The organism is Nocardioides sp. CPCC 206347 (assembly GCF_048654605.1).
In the GTDB taxonomy this organism is placed as follows: Bacteria; Actinomycetota; Actinomycetes; order Propionibacteriales; family Nocardioidaceae; genus Nocardioides.
In genome coordinates this window covers 1,136,724-1,162,056 of sequence record NZ_JBMCYZ010000001.1, presented here as the reverse complement: position 1 = coordinate 1,162,056, position 25,333 = coordinate 1,136,724, and the positions used below count along the sequence as shown (strand labels likewise).

Below are 25,333 nucleotides of genomic sequence, written 5' to 3'. Positions count from 1 at the left end.
CGAACGAGAGGGACAGGCATGCCGAGTGGAAGTGGCGAAGGCTTCGGAGTTGAAGTCGGACGTGTGTGGCGTGCGGGAGCAGTGCTTCTCCCCAAGGTTTCCGGAGTCCTCGGGGAGGCGAGTCGTCCGCTCACCGACAGCCACAGTTGGCTGATGTCACGGACCCCGGGCCTGGGCGAGGACCCGAGTGCGAAGTTCGACGCGCTGCAGAGCCTGATCAAGAAGGCCGTCGACGACTCTCGCGACGCCATCGACACCTGTGCCCAGGCGCTGGTCTGGGCTGCCGAGGACTACGAGCTGACGGACCAGGCGGCACGCGATGCCTATGTGCGGGAGAAGCAGCGGGTGGACTCGTGACGTTCAGCGAATATGACCTTCCGGGCCGGGCCAGCGAGCTCCTGGCGGCACAGAAGGACGCCCTGGAGGATCATGGCGAGGACTGCGACCAGTACGACATCCCGTCGGACGAGATCCTCGGCATCTACGACGACTTCGCGTCGCTGCCCTCGCCCGACAACTTCGGCACGTACACCGACGGACTGCTGACCACGATGGAGAAGCTCGCAACAGGCGGCTACAGCACGGGCCAGACCGACGGGTCGACCGGGGTGGCGAGCAGCGTGCTCGACCTGACCATCTCCGCGGGCGACGAGGTCGACGACTGGACGGGCAAGGGCGCGGACCAGTTCAACATCTGGACTGACGGCTGGAAGACCGGTGTCTCCAACCAGTTCGCCGCGACGGTCGCCCTGCGCATCCTGCTCAATGCCGAGGCCGCCGTGTGGACCGGAGTCCTGAAGGACCTCGATGACCTGTCGAACGCAGCGACGAAGGCGATGAAGGCGGTCACCGAGTGCAATGGTGACGACGTGACGATCGCGCTCAGTGTCGCGACGGCCGTCGTTGGCATCGCTGCTGCCATCCCGACTGCGGGCACGTCACTCTCGCTGGTCGCGGTCGCCGGTGCTGGTCTCGGTGTCGCCAGCACTGGAATGCAGGTCTACGACGCAGCTTCCAAGCCGGAGCCCAAGATCAGCTCGTGCTGTCCGCGTTGTTGCATCGACGATGTCAAGGACGCCCTCAAGGACATCAAGACGCACACGCGCGAGGCCGAGGAGAAGATCGCCAAGGACCTGGACAAGAACATCAACATCATCAACGGAGCCTGGTCGGAGTTCTGCAAGCCGGCCCCCGCGTTGGGCAGTGTGCCGCGCAAGAACGTTCATGGCTATGACGGACTGGGGAGCTTCCCGGGATGAGCGACACCAACGAGTTCCGCGAACGGTGGGACGAGACCGTTGTCGTCACCGAATCGCCCAACGGATCGGTGATCGTCCAGAACCGCGCTGACCAGGTCATCGAGGTGCGTATTGACGACGGCTACTTCAACCGGGCGTCACTCGACCAGCTGCGCACCCAGGTCACGGCCGCGCTGCGCCTCGCTGTCGCCGATCGCTTCCGGGCCTACCGCTCGATGCTGCGTGACGTTTCCGGCCTCCCGTTCGGGCAGGCAGAGCGAGGCCGCCGGCCGCACGCCGACGAGAAGCGCCGGAAGTCGGAGGAGCTCCACATCGAGGGATCCTCGGCCGACGGGACGGTGACGGTCAGTGCGATCGGACTGCAGCACATCACGGTGTCGATGGATGGCGGCCTCTGGGCCTCCGGCGATCGTCACACCCTTGAGAGCAACCTGGGCGCTGCCTGCACCAGCGCGGTCCAGGCCCAGTTCGCAGGCATGAAGGAGCTCACGCACTGATGGCATCGGTCAGGAACACGGTCGCCCTCGCCGCCGGCGCCGTCGTCGTCGCCGTGGGGCTCACTGCCTGTCAGAGCAGCAGTGACACCGGTCGGGTGCTGGACGAGCGGCCCGCCGGCGTGGAGGGTGACGACCTCACGGTTCGGGTCCCGAGCGCCGAGATCGTGTTCACCGTCGGATCGCCAGTCGACGAGGTCGACGGCGTCGACGCACCGGGGAACGGCGCCATCGTCCCGATCGGCTGGAAGGTGACCAGGCAGCCCGCCGGCCCGTTTGCAGGCTTCACCGCGGAGTCCGAGGTGGAGGTCGTCACCGACGAGGGGTCCATCGACCTGGTGACGATCGACGACGAGTCCGGTGCCGACGCGGCCGCCTGGGTCGTCGTACCCGGAAACGGTGAGGACGTCGAGCTGCGCGTGACCTACGACGGCGTCGCGCAGACGGTCTCGACCGGCGGAGAGAGCGAGTACGGCGCCGCGGCGGCGTACTACGACCCGGCCGCCGACGGCATCGACGTCCCCTGTGGTGCAACGGTGTGGAAGCGCGAGGACCTGCTCCTCGAATGCCGTACGACGGCATGGGTGCTGCCCCATGCCCCCGATTCCGGTTGGGCTGACGAAGGGTCGGTCTATGCCGTCGTCCAGCCTCGCCTCCGGCTGGAGCGCATCCTCGACGCCACCCAGCGTCTCGAGACGGTCTTCGTCCAGGACCGGTCGACGCTCGACGGGAAGGCACCGGCTGTCGCTCTCGAGCGCGGCGACTCGGGCACGGGCTCGGTCGGCGGTGTCCTGGTCGCGCAGGTGCCGTCGGGCGGAGACCACGTCTGGCAGGCCAGCCTCGGCTTCGAGATCACCGAAGGCGCCCGTAAGGGTGAGGCCGTCGCCCTGGAGGCGGACCTGCCGTTCCGTGGCCGATAGGCTGCCCCAGTGACTGACATCGAGATCGGCCGCGCGAAGCGCGCGCGCCGTGCCTATTCCTTCGACGACATCGCCATCGTGCCGTCGCGGCGCACCCGCGACCCGGAGGAAGTCAGCATCGACTGGCAGATCGACGCGTACCCCTTCACGCTGCCGATCATCGCCGCCCCGATGGACTCGGTGATGTCGCCGTCGACGGCGATCGCCTTCGGTCGCCACGGCGGCCTCGGCGTGCTCAACCTCGAGGGCCTCTGGACCCGGTACGACGACCCCGAGCCGTTGCTCGAAGAGGTCGCCGGGTTGCAGGGCGAGGAGGCAACGCGTCGCCTGCAGGCGATCTACACCGAGCCGATCAAGCCCGAGCTGATCACCGCCCGGTTGCGCGAGATGCGCGACGCCGGTGTGACGGTCGCCGGTTCGCTGTCGCCGCAGCGCACCAAGGAGTTCGCCAAGGTCGTCACGGACGCCGGCGTGGACCTCTTCGTCATCCGCGGCACCACGGTCTCTGCCGAGCACGTCTCCAGCCAGGCCGAGCCGTTGAACCTCAAGGAGTTCATCTACGAGCTCGACGTCCCGGTCATCGTCGGCGGCTGCGCCACCCACCAGGCGGCGCTGCACCTGATGCGCACCGGTGCTGCGGGCGTGCTCGTCGGCTTCGGTGGCGGTGCCGCCCACACGACGCGCACCGTCCTCGGTGTCGCCGTGCCCATGGCCAGCGCCGTGGCCGATGTCGCGGCCGCGCGCCGTGACTACCTCGACGAGTCGGGCGGCCGCTACGTCCACGTGATCGCCGACGGTTCGATCGGCACCTCCGGCGACCTGTCGAAGGCAATCGCCTGTGGCGCGGACGCCGTGATGGTGGGCTCGCCGTTCGCGCGCGCCACCGATGCGCCGGGTCGCGGCTTCCACTGGGGTGCCGAGGCGCACCACGCCGACCTCCCGCGCGGCCAGCGCGTCCAGCTCGAGCAGGTCGGCACGATCGAGGAGATCCTCTTCGGCCCGTCCCGCGTCGCCGACGGGACGATGAACCTCATCGGTGCCCTCAAGCGTTCGATGGCCACCACCGGCTACACGGAGCTCAAGGAGTTCCAGCGGGTGGAGGTCGTCGCCACCTGATGTCGATCGTCGCAGTCGCGTGAGCGTCGACAGCGCCCGGGAGGAGCCCGGGACACTGGCGATGGGCACGGCTGCGGGTCGATGGGTCCTGCTGGCCACCGTCCTCGGGTCGGGACTGGCCATGCTCGACGCGACGGTCGTCAACGTCGCGCTCGGCCGGATCGGGGAGGACCTCGAGGCGGGATTCTCCGGCCTGCAGTGGACGATCAACGCCTACACGTTGACCCTCGCGGCACTGATCCTGCTCGGCGGCTCGCTCGGCGACCGGTTCGGTCGACGGAGGGTCTTCCTCGTCGGGGTCGTGTGGTTCGCCCTCGCCTCGGTGCTGTGCGGCCTGGCGCCGAACATCGAGACCCTGATCGCGGCCCGTGGCCTGCAGGGTGTCGGTGGTGCGCTGCTGACCCCGGGCAGCCTGGCGATCATCGCGGCGTCGTTCCATCGCGACTCCCGTGCGGCCGCCGTCGGCGCGTGGTCAGGTCTCGGCGGGATCGCGGCTGCCATCGGACCGCTGGTCGGTGGCTGGCTCGTCGAGCTGCACTGGCGCCTGGTCTTCCTGGTGAACGTGCCGGTGGCGTTGCTGGTCGTCCTGGTCACGCTGCGCCACGTGCCCGAGAGCCGTGACCCGAACGCCGCGGACCGGCTCGACGTCGCCGGCACGGTGCTCGCCGCTGTCGGCCTCGGTGCGATCACCTTCGGGCTGACCCGGGCCGGCGACGTCGGTTTCAACGGGTCCGTGATGGGAGCCTGCGGCGCCGGCCTGGCCTGTCTGGCTGCGTTCGTGGCGGTCGAGGCCCGGTCGACGCACCCGCTCGTGCCCCTCGACCTCTTCCGCAGCGCCCAGTTCAGCGCTGCCAACGTCGTCACCTTCATGGTGTACGCCGCCCTGGGCGTCGTGTTCGTCTTCCTGGTGCTGCAGCTGCAGGTCGTGACGGAGTGGTCGCCGATCAAGTCGGGCTCGGCGATCCTGCCGGTCACGGTCGTAATGCTGCTGTTCTCGGCACGATCGGGTGCCCTGGCGCAGCGGATCGGGCCGCAGCTGCCGATGACGATCGGCCCGCTCCTGGCGGCCGCCGGCGTGCTCTGGATGGGTCGCATCGATGCCGGGTCGTCGTACTTCGTCGACGTGCTGCCGCCGGTCGTGCTGTTCGGTGCCGGACTCACCCTGCTCGTGGCGCCGCTGACCGCGACGGTGCTCGACGCGGCCGAGAGCCGTCATGCCGGTGTCGCATCGGGGGTCAACAACGCGGTCGCGCGCACTGCTGGGTTGATCGCGGTCGCCGCGATCCCGGTCGCCGTGGGGATCGGCGGCGTGGACTACGCCGACCCGGTCGCCTTCGACGCGGGGTACGGGCATGCGATGACCATCAATGCCGCACTGCTGCTGGCCGGCGCGGTCCTGTCGGCGTTGTTCATCCGGCGGCCGCTGGCCGCGGATCGGCTCGCGATCGAGGAGTGCGCGCACTGCGGCGTCACCGCGCCGCAGCTGCACCCGATCGAGCACGACTAGCCAACGGGGTCAGGGCGCAGGCCGCGGGTCAGCGTCGCGGAGATCCGGTCGACCCACGCGTCGTCGAGCTCGTCCGGTGTGAGCAACAGGCCGGCGAGCACGGCTCCGATCGCCAGGCGCAGGACGTCGTCCGCGCGCGCCTCGGAGTGGGCGTCGCCGTCGGCGACGGCCTTCTGCAGTCGCTGCTCGAGGGCCGCGAACACCCCGGAGAACCGCCGCATCATCGCTGCGTGGAGGTCCGGCCAGGTGCCGACCTCGGCGAGCAGTCCGGGGAGTGCCGCGGCGCCGATCGGTGAGCACAACGTGTCCCGTGTTCCGCGGACGACGCCGACGATGTCGGAGGCGAGGTCGTTGCCCAGGACCAGGTCCTGGGCGAGCTCGTCGGGGAACGCGGCCTCGTGGATCAGGTGGGGGAGCGCCGGCCACCGGCGATACAGCGCCGCCTTCGTCGTACCGGCTCTCTCGGCGACCGCCGCGACGGTCACCGCGGCGTAACCGCCCTCGGTCAGCAGGTCGCGTACGGCGGCCAGCAGTGCCTGTTCGATGCGCGGATCCCGCGGGCGCCCAGCGCCGCGGACCACCTCGTCGATGTCGTTCCCCATGGCCTCTTCCCCTATTACGACACCGAAGGTACCGTAATCCTCCGTTGACAACTAGAACACGTTCTAACAGGCTGAATCCAGGAGGCCCCCATGTCGCAGTCAGAGTTGCCTGCCGAGATGACGTTGCAGCGCTCGAGCCGCGACCAGTCCGCAGTCCACGACCAGCTCGAAGCCTGGTTGACCACGGTGCTGCCCTCGGGGTCCGACCCGACGGTGACCCTGCTCGCCGGCGTCGACAGCAACGGCATGTCCAGCGAGACCGTCCTGCTCGATGTCACGGTGACGGAGGGCGGGGAGCGGGTCACGGGCGCCTACGTCGCCCGCGTCGCGCCCGCCCCGGAGGACCTGCCGGTGTTCGCGGAGTACCGCCTCGGTGACCAGTACGACGCCATGCGGCTCGCCGCCGAGCTCACCGACGTCCCGGTCCCGGCCGTGCGCTGGTTCGAGCCGACCGGCGACGTCCTCGGCACGCCGTTCTTCCTGATGGACCGGGTCGAGGGCGTCGTACCGCCGGACGTCCTGCCGTACACGTTCGGTGACAACTGGCTCTTCGACGCGACGCCCCAGCAGCAGCAGCATCTCCAGCAGTCCAGCGTCGAGGTGCTCGCGAAGCTGCACGCCATCCCGGATGCGGCCACGACCTTCGCCTTCCTGGACCCGGCCGTTGCCGGCCACCAGGGGGCGACGCCGCTCGCCCGCAACCTCGCCCGCACGCGGTCCTGGTACGACTACGCGCTCTCTGCCGACGCGGACAGCGTGCGCTCGCCGCTCATCGAGCGCGGACTCGCGTGGCTCGAGACGAACCTGCCGTCCGACGAGGGCGAGCCGGTGCTCGTGTGGGGCGATGCCCGCATCGGCAACGTCATGTACGACGACTTCGCCCCGGTGGCCGTGCTGGACTGGGAGATGGCCACGGTCGGCCCGCGAGAGATGGACCTGGCGTGGATGGTCTTCGCGCACCGGGTCTTCGACGAGATCGCCCGGATGCTGGGGGTGCCCGGCATGCCCGACTTCCTGCGCGCCGAGGACGTCGCGTCGGCGTACACGGTGGCCAGTGGCGTCGAGGTCGGCGACCTGACCTGGCACCAGATCCACGCCGCGGTGCTGTGGGGCTGCGTGTTCCTGCGCACCAGCGCCCGCCAGATCCACTTCGGCGAGATCGAACGGCCCGAGGACCCCGAAGCGGTCTTCCACCACCGGCCTCTGTTCGAGGCGCTCCTGGAAGAGGTCGGCGCATGAGCAGTGCGCACGGCGAGTACGTCGGCCTCGGTCCGCTCGACGAGTACCCGATCCACCAGCTGCCGCGTCCCGTCGCCTGGGCGGGCAGCAGCGACCGCAACTTCTACGACCGCTGCTACCTCAACGCCCACGACCGCACGGGGGACCTGTTCCTGATCACCGGGCTCGGCTTCTACCCGAACCTCGGCACCAAGGACGCGTTCGTCCTGCTCAGCCGGGACGTCGACGGGCGCCGGGAGCAGACGGCCGTGCACCTCAGCGACGCGGCCGACCCGCGCGGCGCCGACCGGATGCAGCAGCAGGTCGGGGACTACCGGATCGAGGTGATCGAGCCGCTGCGGAAGCTGCGCGTCGTGCTCGAGGAGACCGAGGGCATCGCGCTCGACCTGACGTGGGAGGGCTCCTTCGACGTCGTACAGGAACTGCCCCACGTGATGCGCCAGGGGTCGAACACCATCCTTGACGCGCAGCGGTTCGCGCAGGTCGGCACCTGGGAGGGAACGATCAACGTCGACGGCTCCGACATCGCGGTGACGCCCGACCGCTGGGTCGGCAGCCGCGACCGGTCGTGGGGCATCCGTCCGGTGGGCGAAGCGGCCCCCGGCGGCAAGCCTGCGGACCCGGCCTTCGAGGGGATGTGGTGGCTCTACGTCCCGATGCGGTTCGAGGACTTCTGCGTCGTGATCATCATCCAGGAGACGCCCGACGGGTTCCGCACGCTGAACGACTGCACCCGAGTGTGGAAGGACGGTCGGGTCGAGCAGCTCGGCTGGCCCCGCGTCGAGATCCGGTACGCGGCCGGCACGCGTGTCCCGACCGGCGCCACCATCCACTGCACCACTCCCTCGGGGGAGGGCCTCGTCCTCGAAGTCACCTCGAAGCTGCCCGTGCCCATCCACGTCGGCGGTGGGTACGGCGGTGACTCCGACTGGACGCACGGCGTCTGGAAGGGCGCCGGCTTCACCGAGCGCCTCACCTACGACATGAACGACCCGGCCGTCGCCGGACGGGTGATGTTCGGGGTGATCGACCACGTCGGCCATGCCGTCGCCCACGGCGCCGGAGTCGACGTACCCGGTGGTGCCGAGGGGTGGGGGCTCTTCGAGCACGGTGCCCTCGGCCGCCACGATCCCAGCGGCTTCGCTGACTGGTTCGACCTTGCGTGATCACGAAGTGTGGGAAATGGGGGTGCGAAGTGTGACTAGTTGCCACATCTCGCACCCCGATCTCCCACACTTCGTGCCCCCATTTCCCACACTTCGTGCAACCAAGGAGACCCCATGACCCTCGACCGCGACGCACTCTTCATCGGTGGTGCGTGGACCAAGCCCGCGACGGATGCCGTGCTGGAGGTGGTCTCGCCGCACTCGGAGGAGGTCGTGGCGCGGGTGCCGGAGGGCTCGACGGCGGACATCGATGCCGCCGTGGCCGCTGCCCGGCGGGCCTTCGACGAGGGCCCGTGGCCGCGGATGGCGCCGGAGGAGCGGATCGCGATCATCCAGAACCTCTCGGGCCTGTACGCCGCACGACTCGACGAGATGGCGAGCGTGATCAGTACCGAGATGGGCTCGCCCATCTCGTTCAGCAGCCTCGCCCAGGCACCGGCCCCGTGGATGCAGATCGAGGCGTTCCTCGCGATCGCGCGGGAGTTCCCGTGGGAGTCGACGCGCCCCGGCGTGCTGGGTGCCGACGTCCTCGTGCGCCACGAACCGGTCGGTGTCGTCGCCGCGATCCCGCCGTGGAACGTCCCCCAGTTCACCGTGCTGTCCAAGCTGATCCCGGCGCTGCTCACCGGCTGCACCGTCGTCGTGAAGCCCGCGCCCGAGACGCCGCTCGACTGCTACCTGCTGGCCGAGATGCTGATCGAGGCCGGTGTGCCCGAGGGTGTCGTCAGCATCGTCGCGGGTGGTCGCGAGGTGGGAGAGCACCTGGTCAGCCACCCGGGCGTCGACAAGGTCGCGTTCACCGGATCCACCGCGGCCGGCCGGCTGATCGGCGCGATCTGCGGCCAGCAGCTGAAGCGCGTCTCGCTGGAGCTCGGCGGCAAGTCGGCCGCGATCATCCTCGACGACGCGGACGAGACCACCGCGATCGAGGGGCTGAAGTTCCTCGGCGTGATGAACTCCGGCCAGGCGTGCGTCGCCCAGACCCGCGTGCTGGTCAGCCGCGACCGCCACGACGCCTTCGCCGATGCCCTCGCGGCCGCGATCGGCGGCATGGTCGTCGGCGACCCGATGGACCCCGCCACCGAGATCGGTCCGATGGTTGCGGCGCGCCAGCAGGAGCGCGTGGCGTCGTACATCCGGATCGGCCAGGACGAAGGTGCCCGGCTCCTCACCGGCGGCGACGGCCGTCCCGAGGGCCTCGACACGGGCTGGTACGTCCGCCCGACCGTCTTCGCGAACGTCGACAACAAGATGCGGATCGCGCAGGAGGAGATCTTCGGCCCCGTCCTCTCGGTCATTGCGTACGACGACGTGGCCGATGCCGTCCGGATCGCCAACGACTCGGACTACGGACTGGCCGGGACGGTGTGGACCGCGGACCACGAAGCCGGCCTCGAGGTGGCCCGCGGGGTGCGGACCGGCACCTACGGGATCAACACCTACACGATGGACTTCGCTGCGCCGTTCGGTGGCTACAAGGCCTCGGGCACGGGGCGGGAGTTCGGTCCGGAAGGGCTCGCGCAGTACACCGAGATGAAGTCGGTCTACCTGTCTGCGCCGGCCATGTAGCGGACCCGCAACAGCAGCGCGAGTGACGGGGTTCCGGGATCGTCTACATCGACGACCGCGCGCAGCAGGGTCGGGTCGTCGCCGACCACCATCAGGCCCTCGACCTTGGCGACCTCGCCGTCGACCAGCGGCAGGGGTAGGACATCTGTCACGACGCCGTCGACGAGCAGTGCCAACGCGCTGCCCGTGACCGGGCCGTCGTCGATCACGTTGGGGCTGTCCTCGGCCGCGGCGCTCACCAGCACGCTGCCGTCGGGGAGGGTGACGGCGTCGGTGATGGCCAGGCCGATGCCGTTGACGTCGCCGAGGTCGTAGGTGCGGGCGTGGGTGATGTCGATGGCGGCTGGATCCAGCTGGCCCGCCAGGGCGGCCAGGACCTGGTTGACGTCGAGGTCGACGCTCCCGGACGGCATGCCAGCTGACGGCAGGCCGCGCTGGAACCACCGCAGCGCACCGCGCACCAGGCAGCTGCCTTCCAGGTTGAGGACGGCGACGTCGACATCGAGTTCTTCGGCAACCTTCGCGTAGAGCGGCGTCATGTCCGTGGCGGAGATGTGGGGCCGGCCGTCCCTCAGGACGGCCAGCGCCCAGCGCATCCGCGCCGGTGACGAACCGGAGCCCATCATCAGCACCGCTTGCTCGCCGTCGACCTCGACCGGACAGGCCGCCTCGAGGTCGGGCTTGAGGTGCTTGGTCCCCGCGTGCTTCTCGAAGGTGTCGAGGCCCTCGACGGCTTCGAGGAGCCGGACGGCCGTCACGGCGTCAGGCGTGCACCAGGCCGCGTGCGTCGCGTCGTCCTGGACGACGAGGAACCCCGCGCCGAAGGGCGCGACAGCGGACGCCGCGCGGACGGGCGAGCCGTCGGGGAAGCGGAGCGGGGTGACGTCCTCCAGTTCGACCTGCACGGGGGGAGTCTTGCGCACCCGGGCGGCATGCAGGACCTGGGCAGCGGTCTCGCGACGGCCACCCAGGCAGCCCCGGCAGGTGAGCATGGAGCACCTCGACCACCGGGCTGCAAGGTCACTGCAAGGCTGTCCCGGCACGCTCGGTCCTGTCAGGATGAGACGAGCCGAGGAGCCGAACATGTCCCAGCCATCAGCGGTCGACCGCTTCCTGGAGGCCGTTCGTTCCGGCCGGATCGACGAGTGTGACGCCTGGTCGCCGGACGCCACCCTGGACGCCACGGTGCCGAACTGGCGCTTCCACCGGACCGGCGCGGACCAGATCCGTGAGACCTACCGCGGGTGGTTCGCCGACCCGGGTGCGTTCGAGCAGTTGCGCCGCGAGCCCACGAGCAGGGGTGAGGTCGTCGACTACACGTTGTCGTGGACCGAGGGCGGGATCCCGCATGCCGCCCACCACGCCCACCTGCTCGACGTCGTCGACGACCAGATCGTGGCCGACGTGGTGCTGTGCGGCGGCCGCTGGCCGGCGTCGTTGCTGGCCGAGATGGAGGCCGCAGATGTCTGACCTCCACCCGGTCCTCGACTCCGTCGACGCCCTGCTCGTCGGCGCCACCGACTGCACTCCGCTGGACGCGCCCGGCAAGTCGGGCGCCGTGCTGGACCGGGTCACGATCGACGGGGCGTCCTACGTCGTGAAGTACCTCGACCACGACGGCGACTGGTCGCTGCGGGCAGCGGGAGTCCCCGGCAGCTCGACGGTTGCCCTGTGGCGACGCGGCATCCTGGCCGCCCTGCCCGACGAGATCGTGCAGCCGATCGTCGCGGTCGCCCACGATCGCGAACGGCCGACCCTGGCGGCCGTGCTGATGCACGACGTCGGGGAGACGCTCGTGCCGGCCGTCGACGACCCGATCACGACGGAGCAGAACGACCGGTTCCTCGACCACATGGCGGCCGTCCACGCGGAGTTCTGGGAGACCGACCTCGACATCGACGTGGTCTCGCCGACGGATCGCTACCTGGAGCTGTCGCCGCGGATGGCGGCTGCGGAAGCGGCGCTCGGTTCCGACCACCTCGTCCCCAGGCTGGTGGCGCAGGGCTGGCCGCTGCTCGAGACCGTCGCGCCCAAGGCAGCGGCCATCGTCGTACCGCTGGTGCATGATCCGGCGCCGCTGGTGGACGCCCTCGCCGCGACGCCCAGCACGCTCGTCCACGGCAACTGGAAGCTCGACAACCTCGGCACCGACGCCGACGGCCGCACTGTGCTGCTCGACTGGGAGACGCCGGGTCGGGGAGCAGCAACGGCCGACCTGGCGTGGTACCTCGCCATCAACTGCCGTCGCCTGCCCGTCACCAAGGAGGAGGCCATCGACACCTACCGCGCCGCCCTCGAACGGCGCGGCGTCGACACCGCGCCGTGGTGGGACGCCCAGATCGCGCTGAGCCTGCTCGGCGCCCTGGTCCAGTTCGGCTGGGAGAAGGCCTTCAGCGGGTACGACGACGAGCTGGTCTGGTGGGAGCAGCGGGCCGTCGAAGGAGCAGCGTTCCTCGCGTGACCGCGATCGGCTCGGCCTACGACCTCTCCGCTGCCGCCTGGCGGAGCGGCCCGGCTGCGCTGTACGCGCGGCTCGCCGGCGCGATGCTCGACGACGCCCGACTCCCGTTGGCCGGGGTGACGGTGCTCGATGCGGGCGCCGGGACCGGGGTCGCGGGGGAGCAGGCCGCCGCGCGTGGTGCGGCCCGGGTGGTCGCGGTCGACCTGGCACCGCGGATGCTCCCGCGGTCCCCGGCGCTCGCGGTCGGTGGCGACCTGCTGCGGTTGCCGTTCCGTGACGGAACCTTCGACGTGGCGGTCGCGGCGTTCAGCCTCGGCCACGCACCGGATCCCGCGCAGGCGCTGGTCGAGCTGCGTCGGGTGTCCGCGACGTTGGTGGCGTCCGCCTTCCCTGTCGGGTGGACCCACCCCGCGAAGGACGTGGTGGACGGCGCGCTTGCCCAGCGAGGCCATCGCCCGCCGGACTGGTACGTCGCCTTCAAGGACGGTGCCGAGGCGCGGGTGGGTGCCGCCGACCGCCTGGCGGACCTGGCCGCTGCGGCCGGCTACCGGTCGGTCCGCGTGGGGCGCGTCGACGTCGACGGTGGCCTGGCGACGCCGGCCGACATGGTCGCGTGGCGACTCGGCATGGCGCACACGGCGCCCTTCGTCGCCGGGCTCTCCTCGGCGGAGGTCGCCGGCGTGCGGGCCGAGGCCGAGGCGGCGCTCGTGGGTGCGCCCGCGGTCGTCGTACCGATGCTGGTGCTCAGCGCGACCTAGACAGCGCCTCGTGGCGCCATGCCTCCAGCCGGCGGGTGGCGTCGGAGCGCAGGGTGTCCGCGTGGTCGCCGCTGCGACCAGCCAGGCCGACGACGAGCTCCTCGGCGCGATCGAGCCAGCGTTCCTGGCCGAGCTCGGCGCCGGTCTGCCCGGCCCACCACCAGGCCTCGATGCCGACCGAGCGCTCGACCTCGGCGAGGTCCGCCCAGGCGTGGTCGAGGTCGACCGGTTCGCCGAGAGCCGCCCGCGCCCGGTGCACGACGAGACGGGCGCACGAGACGTAGCGCGGCACTCCCGCCGACGCGGCCGACGTGGAGAGCGTCGACGCCACCTCCAGGGCCTTCTCGGCAGAACCACCCAGCAGGAGGACCTGTGCGTCGAGCAGGTGCAGCTTCATCTGCAGCCGCCAGCCGAAGACCAGGTCGCCCACCAGCGCGACCCGCGCCTGGTCGAGCAGCACTCTCGCTCCGTCGGGGTCCCCGGCCCGGATCCGCGCATCGGCGAGGTCCTCGAGTGCCGCGACCAGCACCTCCGGGATCACCACGCCGTCGACGGTGGCGACTGCCTCCTCGTGCGCGTCGACACCTGCGCTCGTCGCGCCGAGGTTGCGCAGCACCCAGCCGCCGAAGTTCACTCCGCGGCCGGCGAACCGGGGTACGTCGCGCCTCGCGACTTCTGCCGTGTAGCCGGCGAAGCAGGCCAGCGCCTCCTCGCCACGGCCGGCGACCGCGAGCGTGTGACCGGTGAACAGCAGGGCGTGAAGAGAGGCCGGCGTGTGGGTGACGCTGACACCCGGCCGGGTGACCGGGCGCAGCAAGCCGAGAGCTTCGTCGACGTTGCTCCGGTGGGCGTGCAGCACCCCGAGCCAGGCGGCGGCCTCGAGCCGATCCTCGCCCGTCGCGTCCCGCAACGCCGTGTCCAGCCTGCGGCTGGCGCGCGCCAGGTCGCCCTGCGCGTGCAGGAACCGCCCCGACGCGACGAGGCAGCGGGTGCGGGTCCGGTCGTCCTCCGCGCCGAGCGCACCGTCGTCCGCGTACGACGTCGCGTCATCGAAGCGGCGGTCGAAGTAGGCCGCCCAGGCGGCTGCCTCCCAGCGCTCCGGTCCCGCTTCCGTCGCTGCGAGCGCGTCCTCCTCGGCCGCCCGGTAGCGCCCGCGGCGGATCCGCACCCGGGCGCGTTCCAACCGGGTCTGGTCGTCGGGCACCAGGGTGAACGACTCGTCGAGGAGCTCCTCCGCGGTCGCGTGGTCGAACCGCTCGGCGGCCCGGGCAGCGGCCGCGCGCAACGACACCGAGGCGAGCAGGCGGTCACCGCCGAGTCGCGCGTGCTCGGCCACCGCCGACGGATCGGCGTCGGCCCGTCGGGCGAGGGCCCGTCCGGCCTCGCGGTGGAGCAACGCAGACCGGCCGGACGTCGTACCCGAGACCAGCGCGACGCGGACGAGGTCGTGGCGCAGCTGCAGGCGGCCGGCGTTGTCGACGAGCAGGCCGTGTCGCACCGCACGCTCGGCGTCGGTGAGGACCTCGAGGGTGCCCCGGCCCAGGACTCCCGCGAGCAGGTCGATGTCGAGGTCGCCGCCGAGGATCGCGGCGGTGCGGACGAGGTCGCCTGCCGGGCCGAGCTGGTCACAGCGGGCCGTCACCGCGGCCACCAGTGACTCGGGCAGCTCGCCGGCCGCAACCGCGGCCAGCTCGGCGAGGAACAGGGGGTGCCCGCCCGAGCGGAGGTAGAGGTCGTCGGCGCGGTCGTTGCCGACGATGGCCGCGACGTGCTCGCGATCGAGGGGGCCGAGGCTGACGAAGTCGGTGGCCGGCAGCGGGCCGCCCTCGTCCGGGCGGCCACCGAGGACCACGACCAACGGCACCGGCCGCCGCTGGAGGTAGGTCAGCCAGTCCGCCAGCGTCGGGCCCGCCAGGTGCGCGTCGTCGATGACCACCACCACACACCGGTCGCCCGCGATCCGGGCGAGGACGCGGGACACCGCCGCATAGACGACCGACGGTCCCAGGGACGGGTCGATGGCGGGCGAGCTCTCGCCGGTCGTGCCGAGCAACGCCGCGAGCAGGGCGTCGTCCTCGCCCAACAGTGCAGCAGGGTCCGGCGACTCCTGGACGTACCGCCCGATCGCGGACAGTACGACGTCCAGGGGTGCCGCGCGGTCGAGCGCCCCGCACGTGCCGGTGAGGACCCGGTCGCCGAGGTCCTTGCGGGCGGCGGCCCAGTTGGTGAGCAGGGTGGTCTTCCCGATCCCGGCCTCACCGGCGACCAGCGCGACCCGGGGGAGCCGTTCGGCCAGGGCCCGGCCGATGAGGGCGTCGAGGTGGGCGACCTGGCTGTCCCGACCGACGAGCGCCGGCGTCAGGGACACCGCGGTGGCGGCCGGGACCTCGCCGCGCAGGATCGAAAGGTGCAGCGCCTCCGTCTCCTCGGAGGGGTCGGCGCCGACCTGCTCGGCCAGGACCTCCCGCAGGGAGGCGTACGCCGACAACGCGAGTGCCGGACGGCCGCCGGCCGTCTGCGCGCGCATCACGGTCCGCCAGGCCTGTTCGTCGAGGGGGTCGGTCCCCGTGTCGGCCGAGGCGATGTCCAGCGCGTCGCGCCACTGACCGGCGTCGAGCAGGGCGGTCGCGGCGACGCGTCGGGCGCGCTGCACCAGGCGGTTCGCGGCGTCCGTCTCGGCCGCGGCCCAGGCCGATTCCGCGCGCACCTCGGGGACGGGGCCGCGCAGCAGGGCGAGGCCCACGCGTGCCGCCGCGGCCGCTCCCGCGATCTCGCCGGCCGCCTGGCGCCGTTCGACCTCGCCGACCACGGCGTCGACCTCGGCGAGGTCGAAGCTGTCGGCGCACAGGCGGTACCCGCCGTCGGTGCGCTCGACCCGCTCACGACCCAGCGCGCGCCGGAGCCGGCTGGCCAGGACCGCCAGCTGGTCGCTGGGGCGCGCGGGCGGATGGTCGCCCCACAGGGCATCGACGAGGGCATCGACGGGAACCGGGCGACCGCGGGACAGGGCGAGCAGCTGGAGCAGGCCCCGGGTCTTCCTGTCCAGCTGCGTCAGATCGGTTCCGTCGACCGTGAGTTCCCCGAGCACTCGCACGGAGAGCGCGCCCACGCGCGTCATCGTACGCCGCGCCGGTCAGGGCCTCGCGTAGTTCGACGCACCCCACCAGTCGACGACCACGACCGGCTCGTCCCCGACCACCCACGCGTCGTGGCCCTCCGGCAGCGAGGTCACGTCGCCGGCGGTGGCGGTGAACTCGGTGCCGTCGGCCATCTTGATCGCCAGGGTGCCGCTCACGTGGTACTGGAAGTGCGGTGCCTCGCACAGGTGGGTGCCGGCGATCGGCTTCACGTGCTCGGACCAGCGCCACCCCGGCTGCAGCGTCAGCCGGCCGATCTCGGCGCCACCGACGACGACCAGGTCGACGTTGCCGCGTTCGAACGATCGGGTCTCGTCGGGCTTCTCGAAGCTCTTCTGTTCGGTGTTCTGGGTGCTCATCGCAGGTCTCCTCCACGGGGTGGGCGACGCCGGTCGTCGCGCTGAGCAGAGCCTGCGCCGGCCACCTTGCAGAGTCCTTGCAGCCGCCTCTCGAGGCTCCGCAACGGCTCCAGAACGGCTCGGGACGGCTCCGAAATGGCCCGAAATCAGTGCTTGACACGGATAATGGATGTGTAAAGCGGCACATCTGCTACCGATCAGTAGCGTCGGTGACGCCGCTCACCTACTCTCGTCACATGAGCGAAGCCAATCCCGGTTCCGGAGCGCCTGGTGGCGCCGCAGATCCCGCTGTCGGCGGGCCGCACGATCCCGAGCACGACCCCCGGGCGTCGTACGCCCTGGAGCCGGAGTACGTCGCCCGGCTGACCGACCGCGTCCTGGCCACCACGGGCACGACCACCCAGGTCACCTCGCCGATCAACGGCGCCCCGCTGGCGAACATCCCGCAGTCGAGCACCGAGGACGTCGCCGAGGCGTTCCGCCGGGCCCGCAAGGCCCAGGCCGTGTGGGCGCGGGTGTCGATCGACGAGCGCGCGCGCATCCTGCACCGCCTGCACGACATCGTGTTCGACCGGCAGGCCGAGATCATGGACCTGATCCAGCTCGAGTCCGGCAAGGCCCGCAAGCACGCGTACGACGAGCCGCTCCACATCGCGCTGACCGCCCGCTACTACGCCCGCACCGCCCACCGGCACCTCGACTCCGAGCGTCGTCCGGGCGTCATCCCCGCGCTCACGCGGCTCGAGGTCAACCGGGTGCCCAAGGGTGTCGTCGGCATCATCTCGCCGTGGAACTACCCGTTCACGATGGCGCTCTGCGACGGCCTGCCCGCCCTGCTCGCCGGCAACGCCGTCGTCACCAAGCCCGATGCCCAGACCATGCTCTCGGCGCTGCTCGGTGCCGAGCTGCTCGAGGAGGCCGGCTTCCCGCGTGACCTGTGGCAGGTCGTGGCCGGACCCGGCCGCGAGCTCGGTACGCCGATCATCGAGCGTGCCGACTACATCTGCTTCACGGGCTCGACCGCGACCGGCAAGATCATCGCCCGCCAGGCCGCCGAGCAGCTGATCGGCTGCTCGCTCGAGCTCGGTGGCAAGAACCCGTTCCTCGTGCTCCGTGACGCCGATGTCGAGCGTGCCGCCGAAGGCGCCGTACGCGCGTCCTTCTCGAACGCCGGCCAGCTCTGCGTGTCGGTCGAGCGGATGTTCGTCGCCGACCAGGTCTACGACCGCTTCGTGGAGCGCTTCGTCGCCCGCACCAAGGCGATGTCGCTCGGCGCGAACCTCGAGTGGGGTGTCGACATGGGCCCGCTCATCTCGGCCGACCAGCTCGAGACCGTCGAGGCCCACGTGGCCGACGCCGTGGCGAAGGGCGCCCGCGTGCTCGCCGGCGGCCGCGCACGGCCCGACCTGGCGCCGTACTTCTTCGAACCGACGATCCTCGAGGGCGTCACGCCCGAGATGACCTGCTTCGGCAACGAGACCTTCGGTCCGGTGATCTCGCTGTACCGCTTCCACGACGAGTCCGACGCGATCGCGCGCGCCAACGACGGCGACTACGGCCTCAACGCCGCGATCTACAGCAAGGACGGCGACCGCGCCCGCGTGATCGCCCGCCAGGTCAAGTGCGGCACGGTCAACATCAACGAGGCGTTCGGTGCGACCTTCGCGAGCATCGATGCCCCGATGGGAGGCATGCGTCAGTCCGGAATGGGACGTCGTCAGGGCGCCGAGGGCATCCATCGCTACACCGAGGTCCAGTCGGTCGCCCAGCAGAAGCTGATGCGGTTCGGGCCGATGTTCGGGATGTCGGACGAGACCTACTCCAAGGTCACCACCGCCACCTTCCGCCTGATGGACAAGCTCGGACGGGCCTGACCCGATGACTGATTTCGACTACGACGTCCTGGTCATCGGCTCCGGCTTCGGCGGCTCCGTCAGCGCGTTGCGGCTGACCGAGAAGGGCTACCGGGTCGCCGTCCTCGAGGCCGGTGCCCGGTTCACCGACGACGACCTCCCGGAGAACGGCGGCGACGCCAAGCGCTTCGTCTTCCGGCCCGAGCTGGGGATGTACGGGATCCAGCGCATCGACCTGGTCAACGACTGCTTCATCCTCGCGGGTGCGGGCGTCGGCGGCGGATCGCTCGTCTACGCCAACACGCTCTACGAGCCGCTCGACCCGTTCTACAAGGACGCCCAGTGGGCGCACATCACGGACTGGAAGTCCGAGCTGGCGCCGTACTACGACCAGGCCAAGCGGATGCTCGGCGTGACCGAGTACGCCCGGATGACGCCCGCTGACAACGCCATGAAGAAGGTCGCGGACGAGATGGGCGTCGGCGACACGTTCCACGCGACCCCGGTGGGCGTCTTCTTCGGAGCGCCCGGACAGCCCGAGGGCGAGAAGGTCGAGGACCCGTTCTTCGGCGGTGCCGGACCGGACCGCAAGACCTGCATCAACTGCGGCTCCTGCATGACCGGCTGCCGTCACAACGCCAAGAACACGCTGGTCAAGAACTACCTCTACCTCGCCGAGCAGAACGGCGCCGCCATCCACCCGCTGACGACCGTCACCGACGTGCGTCCGCTGCCCGAGGGTGGCTACGAGGTCACGGCCCGCTGGACCAAGGCGAAGCTGTCGCGCAAGTCGGCCGTCAAGACCTTCCGGGTGGAGCAGGTCATCTTCTCCGCCGCGGCGCTCGGCACGCAGCGGTTGCTGCACCGGCTCAAGGCCGAGGGATCGCTCCCGGAGATCTCCGACCGGCTCGGCGTCCTCACCCGCACCAACTCCGAAGCCATCCTGTGGGCGACGGCCAACGATGACGCGGTCGACTGGTCGGAGGGCGTGGCGATCACGTCGTCGTTCCACCCCGACGAGCACACGCACATCGAGCCGGTCCGCTACGGCCCCGGCCGCAACGTGATGCCGCTGATGGCCACCGTGCTCGTCGACGAGGTCGAGGGCGAGAACCGGCTGAAGACCTGGGGCAAGGAGCTGTGGAAGCAGCGCGGGGGCATCAAGGACCTCTACTCCCTGAACACCTGGTCGCGCCGCACCGTCGTCGCGCTCGTCATGCAGACGCTGGACAACTCGATCACGACCGTCTGGCGCCAGCGGGGACCGCTCAGCTACATGTCCTCGACGCAGGGCCACGGTGCGCCGAACCCGACGTACATCGCTCCCGCCTACGACGCCGTACGGCGCCTGGCGAAGGCGATGAACGCCAAGGAGGCCTACGGCAGCCTCGGTGAGCCGCTCGGGATGCCGCTGACGGCCCACTTCATCGGGGGCTGCGCGATCGGCGACAGCCCGTCGACGGGCGTCGTCGACCCGTACCAGCGGATGTACGGGTACCCGGGGCTGCACATCGCGGACGGTTCCGCGATCTCGGCCAACCTCGGCGTGAACCCGTCGCTGACGATCACGGCGCAGGCCGAGCGGGCGATGTCCTTCTGGCCGAACAAGGGCGAGGAGGACGCACGACCGGCCCTCGGGGACGCCTACGAGCGGATCCAGCCGGTCGCTCCCCGGAGCCCTGTCGTCCCGGCGGATGCCCCCGGTGCCCTCCGGTTGCCGATCGTCGGGGTCAGCTGAAGGGTCAGGCGTGATTTCTGGGCGGTTCGGAGCTTTCCGGGCCGCCCAGAAACATTGGGGAAGTTGTCGGGTGACGGCGTAACCCGACCACGGCGAGGTCGTTGAACCAGCGAGCCCGGAGATTCACGCTCCCTCCCGAAGCCCGGGCTCGGTCCAAGCACTGTCCAACAGCTGCGTGGACAATCAGGGCCCGACCACCCTCCCTCCCCGGTCGGGCCCTGGTGCATTTTTCGGTGCATTTTTCGCCGGCCCGCTACCGCGCGGCGCACGGACCGGGCGCTTCTCCACAGGGCCACAGAAGTGTCTTGACATACTTGTATGGGCACATCAAGATTCTCCCGTCGGCAGCGCTCGGCTGCCACTCCATCTCGGGAGGTTCACATGTTCGCTCTGACCCGTTCCACCGCAGCGTTGGTGCTCTCCACCGCTGCCGCGGCCCTCACGCTCGCCGCTGGCCCCGCCTCCGCGGCGTCCTACAACTGGCATTCGTCCTCGGATCCGCTGATCGCCTGGGAGGACGGGGCCCAGCAGGCGCTCGCCTACGGCACGTCCTACCAGAAGGACGGGTTCTTGAAGAACCACACCAATTACCGGGACCCCCGGCCGGGCGGTGACGACGTCTACACCGAGACGACGTACTCCTACTACAAGTGGTGCAACACGGCGATCCAGTGGTGCAGCGAGGTCGGCAAGGACCAGAGCGCCCGCGACGACAGTGGAAAGTGGCAGAGCCAGTACGACGCCGACGACTACTCCTCCCGCAACGCCGAGCGTGGTCGCATCTTCTCGAAGGTGTGCGAGGACCAGAACAACAGCGGCGACCCCTGCAGCCGCAAGCCCTACTTCACGTTCTCCCTCTGACCTGATGAGCGTTGTCGTCGACGACCTTCGCTGCAGCTACGACCGTCGCCGCCCGCCGGCGGTCGAGATCGACCTGCTCGACATGGGGCCGGGAGTGTGTGGGCTGGTGGGGGTCAATGGCGCCGGCAAGTCCACGCTGCTGCGGTCCCTGGCCGGCTCGCGCCGACCGGAGAACGGTCGGATCCGGGTCGACGACGTGTCGCTCTACGGTCCGGACAGGCGCCAGGTGCTGGGGCGCATCGGCTACATGCCCCAGTACCTGGAGCTGCCCGCCGAGATGCGGGTGTCGGATGCGCTGGCGTACGCGAGCTGGGTGCGAGGAGTGCCACCCGGGACCGCCCGGGCGCGGAATCCTCAGCTCCTGGACCGCGTCGGGCTCTCTCGCCGGGCAGCTGATCGGGTGGGTCAGCTGTCCGGCGGGATGAACCGGCGCCTCGCCCTGGCAGTCGCCCTGGTCACCGACCCGGACGTGCTCCTGCTCGACGAGCCCACCACCGGTCTCGATCCCGAGCAGCGGGCCGCTCTGCGCGACATCGTCTCGGGCCTCAGCGCCAGCGCGGTCACCGTGCTGAGCAGCCACGTGATGGAGGACGTCGCGATGATGGCGAGCCGGATCGCGGTCCTGCATGAGGGGCGACTGCTCCATGACGGCACGGTCCAGGAGTTCGTCTCCGAGCGCGGCGGACCCGAACGCTCGCCGGAGTTCGCCTTCCTCGCGACGATCGCGGCAGGTGCGGCATGAGCGCACGGTTGGCCTGGCTGGGTGGCCGTTGGGCGATCCTGGCCCAGTTCGGCGCGCTCCTGGCGGCGGGCGTGCTCTGGGTTGCGCCGCGGTCGACCTCCTGGGTCGGTTCCTGGAAGCAGGCACTCGATTTCGGCGCGGGCGCGACTGCATTCATCGGTCCCATCGCCGCCGGTGCTGCGTGTCTTGCCTACGCCCGTCTGCGCCGCTCCGCCCTGAGCGATGTGCTCCTGCAGAGCCAACGGGACTGGTGGGTCTGGTTGCAGCCAGCCGTGGCGGTCTGGGGGTTGGCCTCGGCTGCCCTGGTGGTCCTCGTGGTGGGCGTCACCGGGCTGGCGAGCGCGGCCGGTGTGCCGTCGTACTGGGGCAGCTCGTGGATCGTCATCCCCGCGCTCGCGGTCCTCGCGGCCCAGACGGCCATCGGCGCCGCTGTCGGCTTCTCCAGCGGCCGGGCCTGGCTCGCGCCGCTCGTGGTCGCCGGGGTGTTCTCGATCAGTTTTCTCACGTCGTCCCAGGTGATTCCCGAGCTGTTCAACACCGGTGGGGTGACCGGCACCCTGTCGGGCCAGGTCTTCGTGGTCCGGTCGGTGCTGATGCCCGCCGTGGCCGCTGTGGGCATCGTGGTGATGGTCCTGGTGGCCGCTGCCCCGAGGTTGTTCTGGGCGACCTGGCCGCGTCGCGGTGTGGTCGTCCTCGGCGCCGCTGCGCTCGTCGTCGGCTGGCTGGGGGCGCCGGCCAGCAATGACGACCGGTACGAGTTGCTGTCTCGACCGCCCCAGACCTGCTCTGGCGCGCAGCCGCAGGTCTGTGTGTTCGAGGAGACGCCGCGACCGCTCGCCGACCTCGTTGCCCGTGTCGAGCGGCAGGCCGCCTTCCTGTACGACGCCGGCGTCAGTGTCCCCGAGCGCTTCACCCAGCACTACGTGACGCAGGACCACGACCCGTCCGACGGTGTCGTGCACCTCATCGGCGACGACGAGTCGAGCTCCTCGGTCAGTGATGACTCGGCCACCGACACCCTCGTCACGCCGGCCCTCTGTGCTCAGGACTACGGCGCGGAGCCGTCGTACCTCGCGATGGATGCTCGCCACCTGCTGGGCCGCTGGCTCCAGGTACGTGCCGGGATCCGGCAACCGGCGCGTGGCGACAGCGACCGCGCCTGGTTGCTCGGCGACGGCGACCAGCAGGAGGCATGGGTGCGCGACGTCTACCGCCAGTTGCGGACCTGCGCGTTCGAGGAGATCACGATCCCTGATGGCGTGGGATAGGCGCTGCTTCGCCGTCATCCGTGCCTGGGGCCTCGGCGTGAGTCTCGTGGCAGGCGTGGTCCTCGCGGGGGTGGTGCTGGTCGTGGGCGACGTCTACCTCGACCTGCCGGCGCTGCGGGACAGGGTCCGGATCGTGCACGTCTTCCCGGGGCTGGCAGCGGTCGTGCTTCCCTTCCCGCTCGTCGACCGCACCCCCGGATTGACGCTCCTGTCCGTGCGGCCTCCAGCCGTGCTCGCCCTGCTCCGGCTGGGGGGTGTCCTCCTCACCTCTGCACCGGTCGTGGTCGCCGTCTTGCTGGTGGGCTGGACGCTGCCCGGCGCGCTGGTCGTCGTCGCCTTCGTCGGCATCGCCGCGGCCGCCTGTGCCCTCGCCGGTCTGTGGTACTGGGTGCCGATGATGGGCCTGCTGGTCGTCTGGCTGCAGTGGGGATCGCGTGAGCAGGTGGTCACCGCCGGGTGGGTGTGGCTGGTTGCCGACCTCGCCGTGCTGGTGGTCGGAGGCATTGGGTACGTCGCCATCGGCGCCCGGCGCGTGCGGCGCGTGGTCCGGGAGGTCGGCACGAGTTCGGGGAGTGGGCGCCCCGCCGATACGATTCGCCCATGACGGCGCCCGGGGAATCCACGCACGAGTCCGAGCACGACCTGGTCCTGGTGGTGGACTTCGGGGCGCAGTACGCCCAGCTGATTGCCCGCCGGGTCCGCGAGGCCCGGGTGTACTCCGAGATCGTGCCGCACACGATGCCGATCGCCGAGATGGTCGCGCGTGGTCCGAAGGCGATCATCCTGTCCGGTGGGCCGTCCTCGGTCTACGAGACCGGCGCCCCGACGCTCGACCCGGCGCTCTTCGAGGCCGGGGTCGCCGTCTTCGGCATGTGCTACGGCTTCCAGCTGATGGCCCAGGGCCTCGGTGGGACGGTCTCCGCGACCGGTGCCCGGGAGTACGGCCGCACCCGCGTGCAGGTGGGCCACGCCGGCACCCTGCTCGGTGGCATCCCGACCGAGCACAACGTGTGGATGTCGCACGGCGACTCCGTCACGGCGGCACCCGAGGGCTTCGCCGTCCTCGCCTCGACCGAGTCGACGCCGGTCGCGGCCTTCGAGAACGTCGAGCGTGGCTTCGCCGGTGTGCAGTGGCACCCCGAGGTGCTGCACACCGAGCATGGCCAGAAGGTCCTCGAGCACTTCCTGTGGGACGTCGCGGGGTGCCGCCAGACCTGGACGATCGGCAACATCGCCGAGGAGCAGATCGAGCGGATCATCGCGCAGATCGGCCCCGACGGGCGCGCGATCTGCGGCTTGTCCGGTGGCGTCGACTCCGCCGTCGCCGCCGCGATCGTGCAGAAGGCGATCGGCGACCGCCTCACCTGCGTGTACGTCGACCACGGCCTCATGCGCAAGGGCGAGACCGAGCAGATCGAGCGCGACTTCGTGGCGTCCACGGGCGCCAAGCTGGTCGTCGTCGACGCGGAGAAGCAGTTCCTCGACGCACTCGAGGGCGTCTCCGACCCGGAGACCAAGCGCAAGATCATCGGCCGCGAGTTCATCCGCACCTTCGAGGCGGCCGAGCTCGACATCATCAAGGACGCGCCCGAGGGCACCAAGGTCGGCTTCCTGGTCCAGGGGACGCTCTACCCGGACGTCGTCGAGTCCGGCGGGGGCGCCGGCACCCACAACATCAAGTCCCACCACAACGTGGGCGGCCTGCCCGAGGACCTCGAGTTCGAGCTCGTCGAGCCGCTGCGCACCCTGTTCAAGGACGAGGTCCGCCTCGTGGGCGAGCAGCTCGGCCTGCCAGCCGACATCGTGTGGCGCCACCCGTTCCCCGGCCCCGGCCTCGGCATCCGGATCATCGGCGAGGTCACCCGCGAACGCCTCGACATCCTGCGCGAGGCGGACGCAATCGCCCGCGAGGAGCTGACCGCCTCCGGCCACGACCGCGAGATCTGGCAGTTCCCGGTGGTCCTGCTCGCCGACGTCCGCTCCGTCGGCGTCCAGGGCGACGGCCGCACCTACGGCCACCCGGTCGTCCTGCGTCCCGTCACCTCCGAGGACGCGATGACTGCTGACTGGGCCCGCCTGCCCTACGACGTCCTCGAGAAGATCTCCACCCGGATCACCAACGAGGTCCGCGAGGTCAACCGGGTGACCGTCGACATCACCTCGAAGCCGCCCGGCACCATCGAGTGGGAGTAGGACAGGTGCTCTGACCTGCGGAAACGTGGCTCGGTTTGTACCTGTTGGGTATTCCACGGCCGCATGGCCATGGTGGTCGGAGTGGACGGCG

Annotated in this window: 23 protein-coding genes; 19 read left to right on the top strand and 4 right to left on the bottom strand. The window is 70.7% G+C overall.

Annotation, left to right across the window (positions count from 1 at the left end):
• Positions 1 to 153 precede the first annotated feature (153 nt).
• From ACOACQ_RS05540 to ACOACQ_RS05515, 6 genes are read left to right on the top strand one after another with little or no spacing between them, the layout of a single operon-like run.
• Positions 154 to 357, top strand: a complete 204-nt coding sequence (locus ACOACQ_RS05540) for a hypothetical protein (RefSeq protein WP_378602674.1) — start codon at positions 154 to 156, stop codon at positions 355 to 357.
• On the top strand, positions 354 to 1,259 hold the full coding sequence (locus ACOACQ_RS05535; protein WP_420287792.1) for a hypothetical protein: 906 nt from the start codon (positions 354 to 356) through the stop codon (positions 1,257 to 1,259). The genes ACOACQ_RS05540 and ACOACQ_RS05535 overlap by 4 nt, the downstream gene beginning before the upstream one ends.
• Entirely contained in the window at positions 1,256 to 1,756 is a 501-nt protein-coding gene (locus ACOACQ_RS05530) for a hypothetical protein (protein WP_420287791.1), read from the top strand. Before ACOACQ_RS05535 ends, ACOACQ_RS05530 begins: the two co-directional genes overlap by 4 nt.
• Complete coding sequence (locus ACOACQ_RS05525) at positions 1,756 to 2,673, top strand: hypothetical protein (protein WP_420287790.1); 918 nt, start codon at positions 1,756 to 1,758, stop codon at positions 2,671 to 2,673. The genes ACOACQ_RS05530 and ACOACQ_RS05525 overlap by 1 nt, the downstream gene beginning before the upstream one ends.
• Before the next feature lie 9 nt (positions 2,674 to 2,682).
• Positions 2,683 to 3,789, top strand: a complete 1,107-nt coding sequence (locus ACOACQ_RS05520) for a GuaB3 family IMP dehydrogenase-related protein (RefSeq protein ID WP_420287789.1) — start codon at positions 2,683 to 2,685, stop codon at positions 3,787 to 3,789.
• Between the two features lie 19 nt (positions 3,790 to 3,808).
• Positions 3,809 to 5,296, top strand: coding sequence for an MFS transporter (locus ACOACQ_RS05515; RefSeq protein ID WP_420287788.1), 1,488 nt, complete (start codon positions 3,809 to 3,811; stop codon positions 5,294 to 5,296).
• Here the strand turns inward: ACOACQ_RS05515 and ACOACQ_RS05510 are convergent.
• Positions 5,293 to 5,898 carry a TetR-like C-terminal domain-containing protein gene (locus tag ACOACQ_RS05510; RefSeq protein ID WP_420287787.1) on the bottom strand — a complete coding sequence of 202 codons (606 nt, stop codon included), beginning with the start codon at positions 5,896 to 5,898 and terminating at the stop codon, positions 5,293 to 5,295. The genes ACOACQ_RS05515 and ACOACQ_RS05510 overlap by 4 nt on opposite strands.
• Before the next feature lie 90 nt (positions 5,899 to 5,988).
• Here ACOACQ_RS05510 and ACOACQ_RS05505 point away from each other — a divergent pair, with 90 nt between their 5' ends.
• The 3 genes from ACOACQ_RS05505 to ACOACQ_RS05495 all read left to right on the top strand — a co-directional run bounded on the left by ACOACQ_RS05505 (position 5,989) and on the right by ACOACQ_RS05495 (position 9,872).
• A complete protein-coding gene (locus ACOACQ_RS05505; RefSeq protein WP_420287786.1) occupies positions 5,989 to 7,137 on the top strand; it encodes a phosphotransferase family protein in 1,149 nt (382 codons plus the stop codon).
• Complete coding sequence (locus tag ACOACQ_RS05500; protein ID WP_420287785.1) at positions 7,134 to 8,303, top strand: hypothetical protein; 1,170 nt, start codon at positions 7,134 to 7,136, stop codon at positions 8,301 to 8,303. The genes ACOACQ_RS05505 and ACOACQ_RS05500 overlap by 4 nt, the downstream gene beginning before the upstream one ends.
• A gap of 114 nt (positions 8,304 to 8,417) precedes the next feature.
• Positions 8,418 to 9,872: an aldehyde dehydrogenase gene (locus ACOACQ_RS05495; protein ID WP_420287784.1), complete on the top strand. Its 1,455-nt coding sequence runs from the start codon at positions 8,418 to 8,420 to the stop codon at positions 9,870 to 9,872.
• On the opposite strand, the gene ACOACQ_RS05490 is transcribed toward ACOACQ_RS05495, so the two are convergent.
• Entirely contained in the window at positions 9,848 to 10,864 is a 1,017-nt protein-coding gene (locus tag ACOACQ_RS05490) for a DUF6910 family protein (RefSeq protein ID WP_378598117.1), read from the bottom strand. The genes ACOACQ_RS05495 and ACOACQ_RS05490 overlap by 25 nt on opposite strands.
• Before the next feature lie 91 nt (positions 10,865 to 10,955).
• Between ACOACQ_RS05490 and ACOACQ_RS05485 the strand changes: the two genes are divergently transcribed.
• From ACOACQ_RS05485 to ACOACQ_RS05475, 3 genes are read left to right on the top strand one after another with little or no spacing between them, the layout of a single operon-like run.
• Entirely contained in the window at positions 10,956 to 11,342 is a 387-nt protein-coding gene (locus tag ACOACQ_RS05485) for a hypothetical protein (protein ID WP_378598119.1), read from the top strand.
• Positions 11,335 to 12,333, top strand: a complete 999-nt coding sequence (locus ACOACQ_RS05480; RefSeq protein ID WP_378598121.1) for a phosphotransferase — start codon at positions 11,335 to 11,337, stop codon at positions 12,331 to 12,333. Before ACOACQ_RS05485 ends, ACOACQ_RS05480 begins: the two co-directional genes overlap by 8 nt.
• Positions 12,330 to 13,091, top strand: coding sequence for a class I SAM-dependent methyltransferase (locus ACOACQ_RS05475; protein ID WP_378598123.1), 762 nt, complete (start codon positions 12,330 to 12,332; stop codon positions 13,089 to 13,091). The genes ACOACQ_RS05480 and ACOACQ_RS05475 overlap by 4 nt, the downstream gene beginning before the upstream one ends.
• On the opposite strand, the gene ACOACQ_RS05470 is transcribed toward ACOACQ_RS05475, so the two are convergent.
• Both ACOACQ_RS05470 and ACOACQ_RS05465 read right to left on the bottom strand, forming a co-directional pair.
• A complete protein-coding gene (locus ACOACQ_RS05470; RefSeq protein WP_378598125.1) occupies positions 13,078 to 16,200 on the bottom strand; it encodes a BTAD domain-containing putative transcriptional regulator in 3,123 nt (1,040 codons plus the stop codon). The genes ACOACQ_RS05475 and ACOACQ_RS05470 overlap by 14 nt on opposite strands.
• 24 nt (positions 16,201 to 16,224) lie before the next feature.
• A complete protein-coding gene (locus ACOACQ_RS05465; RefSeq protein WP_378598127.1) occupies positions 16,225 to 16,587 on the bottom strand; it encodes a cupin domain-containing protein in 363 nt (120 codons plus the stop codon).
• Between the two features lie 236 nt (positions 16,588 to 16,823).
• Here ACOACQ_RS05465 and ACOACQ_RS05460 point away from each other — a divergent pair, with 236 nt between their 5' ends.
• The 7 genes from ACOACQ_RS05460 (at position 16,824) to guaA (ending at position 25,242) form a co-directional block, all read left to right on the top strand.
• A complete protein-coding gene (locus tag ACOACQ_RS05460; RefSeq protein WP_420287783.1) occupies positions 16,824 to 18,461 on the top strand; it encodes a succinic semialdehyde dehydrogenase in 1,638 nt (545 codons plus the stop codon).
• Positions 18,462 to 18,465: 4 nt separating this feature from the next.
• Positions 18,466 to 20,178, top strand: coding sequence for a GMC oxidoreductase (locus tag ACOACQ_RS05455; RefSeq protein ID WP_378598130.1), 1,713 nt, complete (start codon positions 18,466 to 18,468; stop codon positions 20,176 to 20,178).
• 381 nt (positions 20,179 to 20,559) lie between these two features.
• Positions 20,560 to 21,039 (top strand): hypothetical protein, encoded by a 480-nt coding sequence (locus tag ACOACQ_RS05450; protein ID WP_378598132.1) that lies wholly within the window; start codon positions 20,560 to 20,562, stop codon positions 21,037 to 21,039.
• Positions 21,040 to 21,043: 4 nt separating this feature from the next.
• Positions 21,044 to 21,781, top strand: coding sequence for an ABC transporter ATP-binding protein (locus ACOACQ_RS05445; RefSeq protein ID WP_378598134.1), 738 nt, complete (start codon positions 21,044 to 21,046; stop codon positions 21,779 to 21,781).
• A complete protein-coding gene (locus ACOACQ_RS05440; protein WP_378598136.1) occupies positions 21,778 to 23,049 on the top strand; it encodes a DUF7224 domain-containing protein in 1,272 nt (423 codons plus the stop codon). The genes ACOACQ_RS05445 and ACOACQ_RS05440 overlap by 4 nt, the downstream gene beginning before the upstream one ends.
• Positions 23,036 to 23,653: a hypothetical protein gene (locus ACOACQ_RS05435; RefSeq protein ID WP_378598138.1), complete on the top strand. Its 618-nt coding sequence runs from the start codon at positions 23,036 to 23,038 to the stop codon at positions 23,651 to 23,653. The genes ACOACQ_RS05440 and ACOACQ_RS05435 overlap by 14 nt, the downstream gene beginning before the upstream one ends.
• On the top strand, positions 23,650 to 25,242 hold the full coding sequence (gene guaA / locus ACOACQ_RS05430; RefSeq protein WP_378598140.1) for a glutamine-hydrolyzing GMP synthase: 1,593 nt from the start codon (positions 23,650 to 23,652) through the stop codon (positions 25,240 to 25,242). Before ACOACQ_RS05435 ends, guaA begins: the two co-directional genes overlap by 4 nt.
• The last annotated feature ends 91 nt before the right edge of the window (positions 25,243 to 25,333 follow it).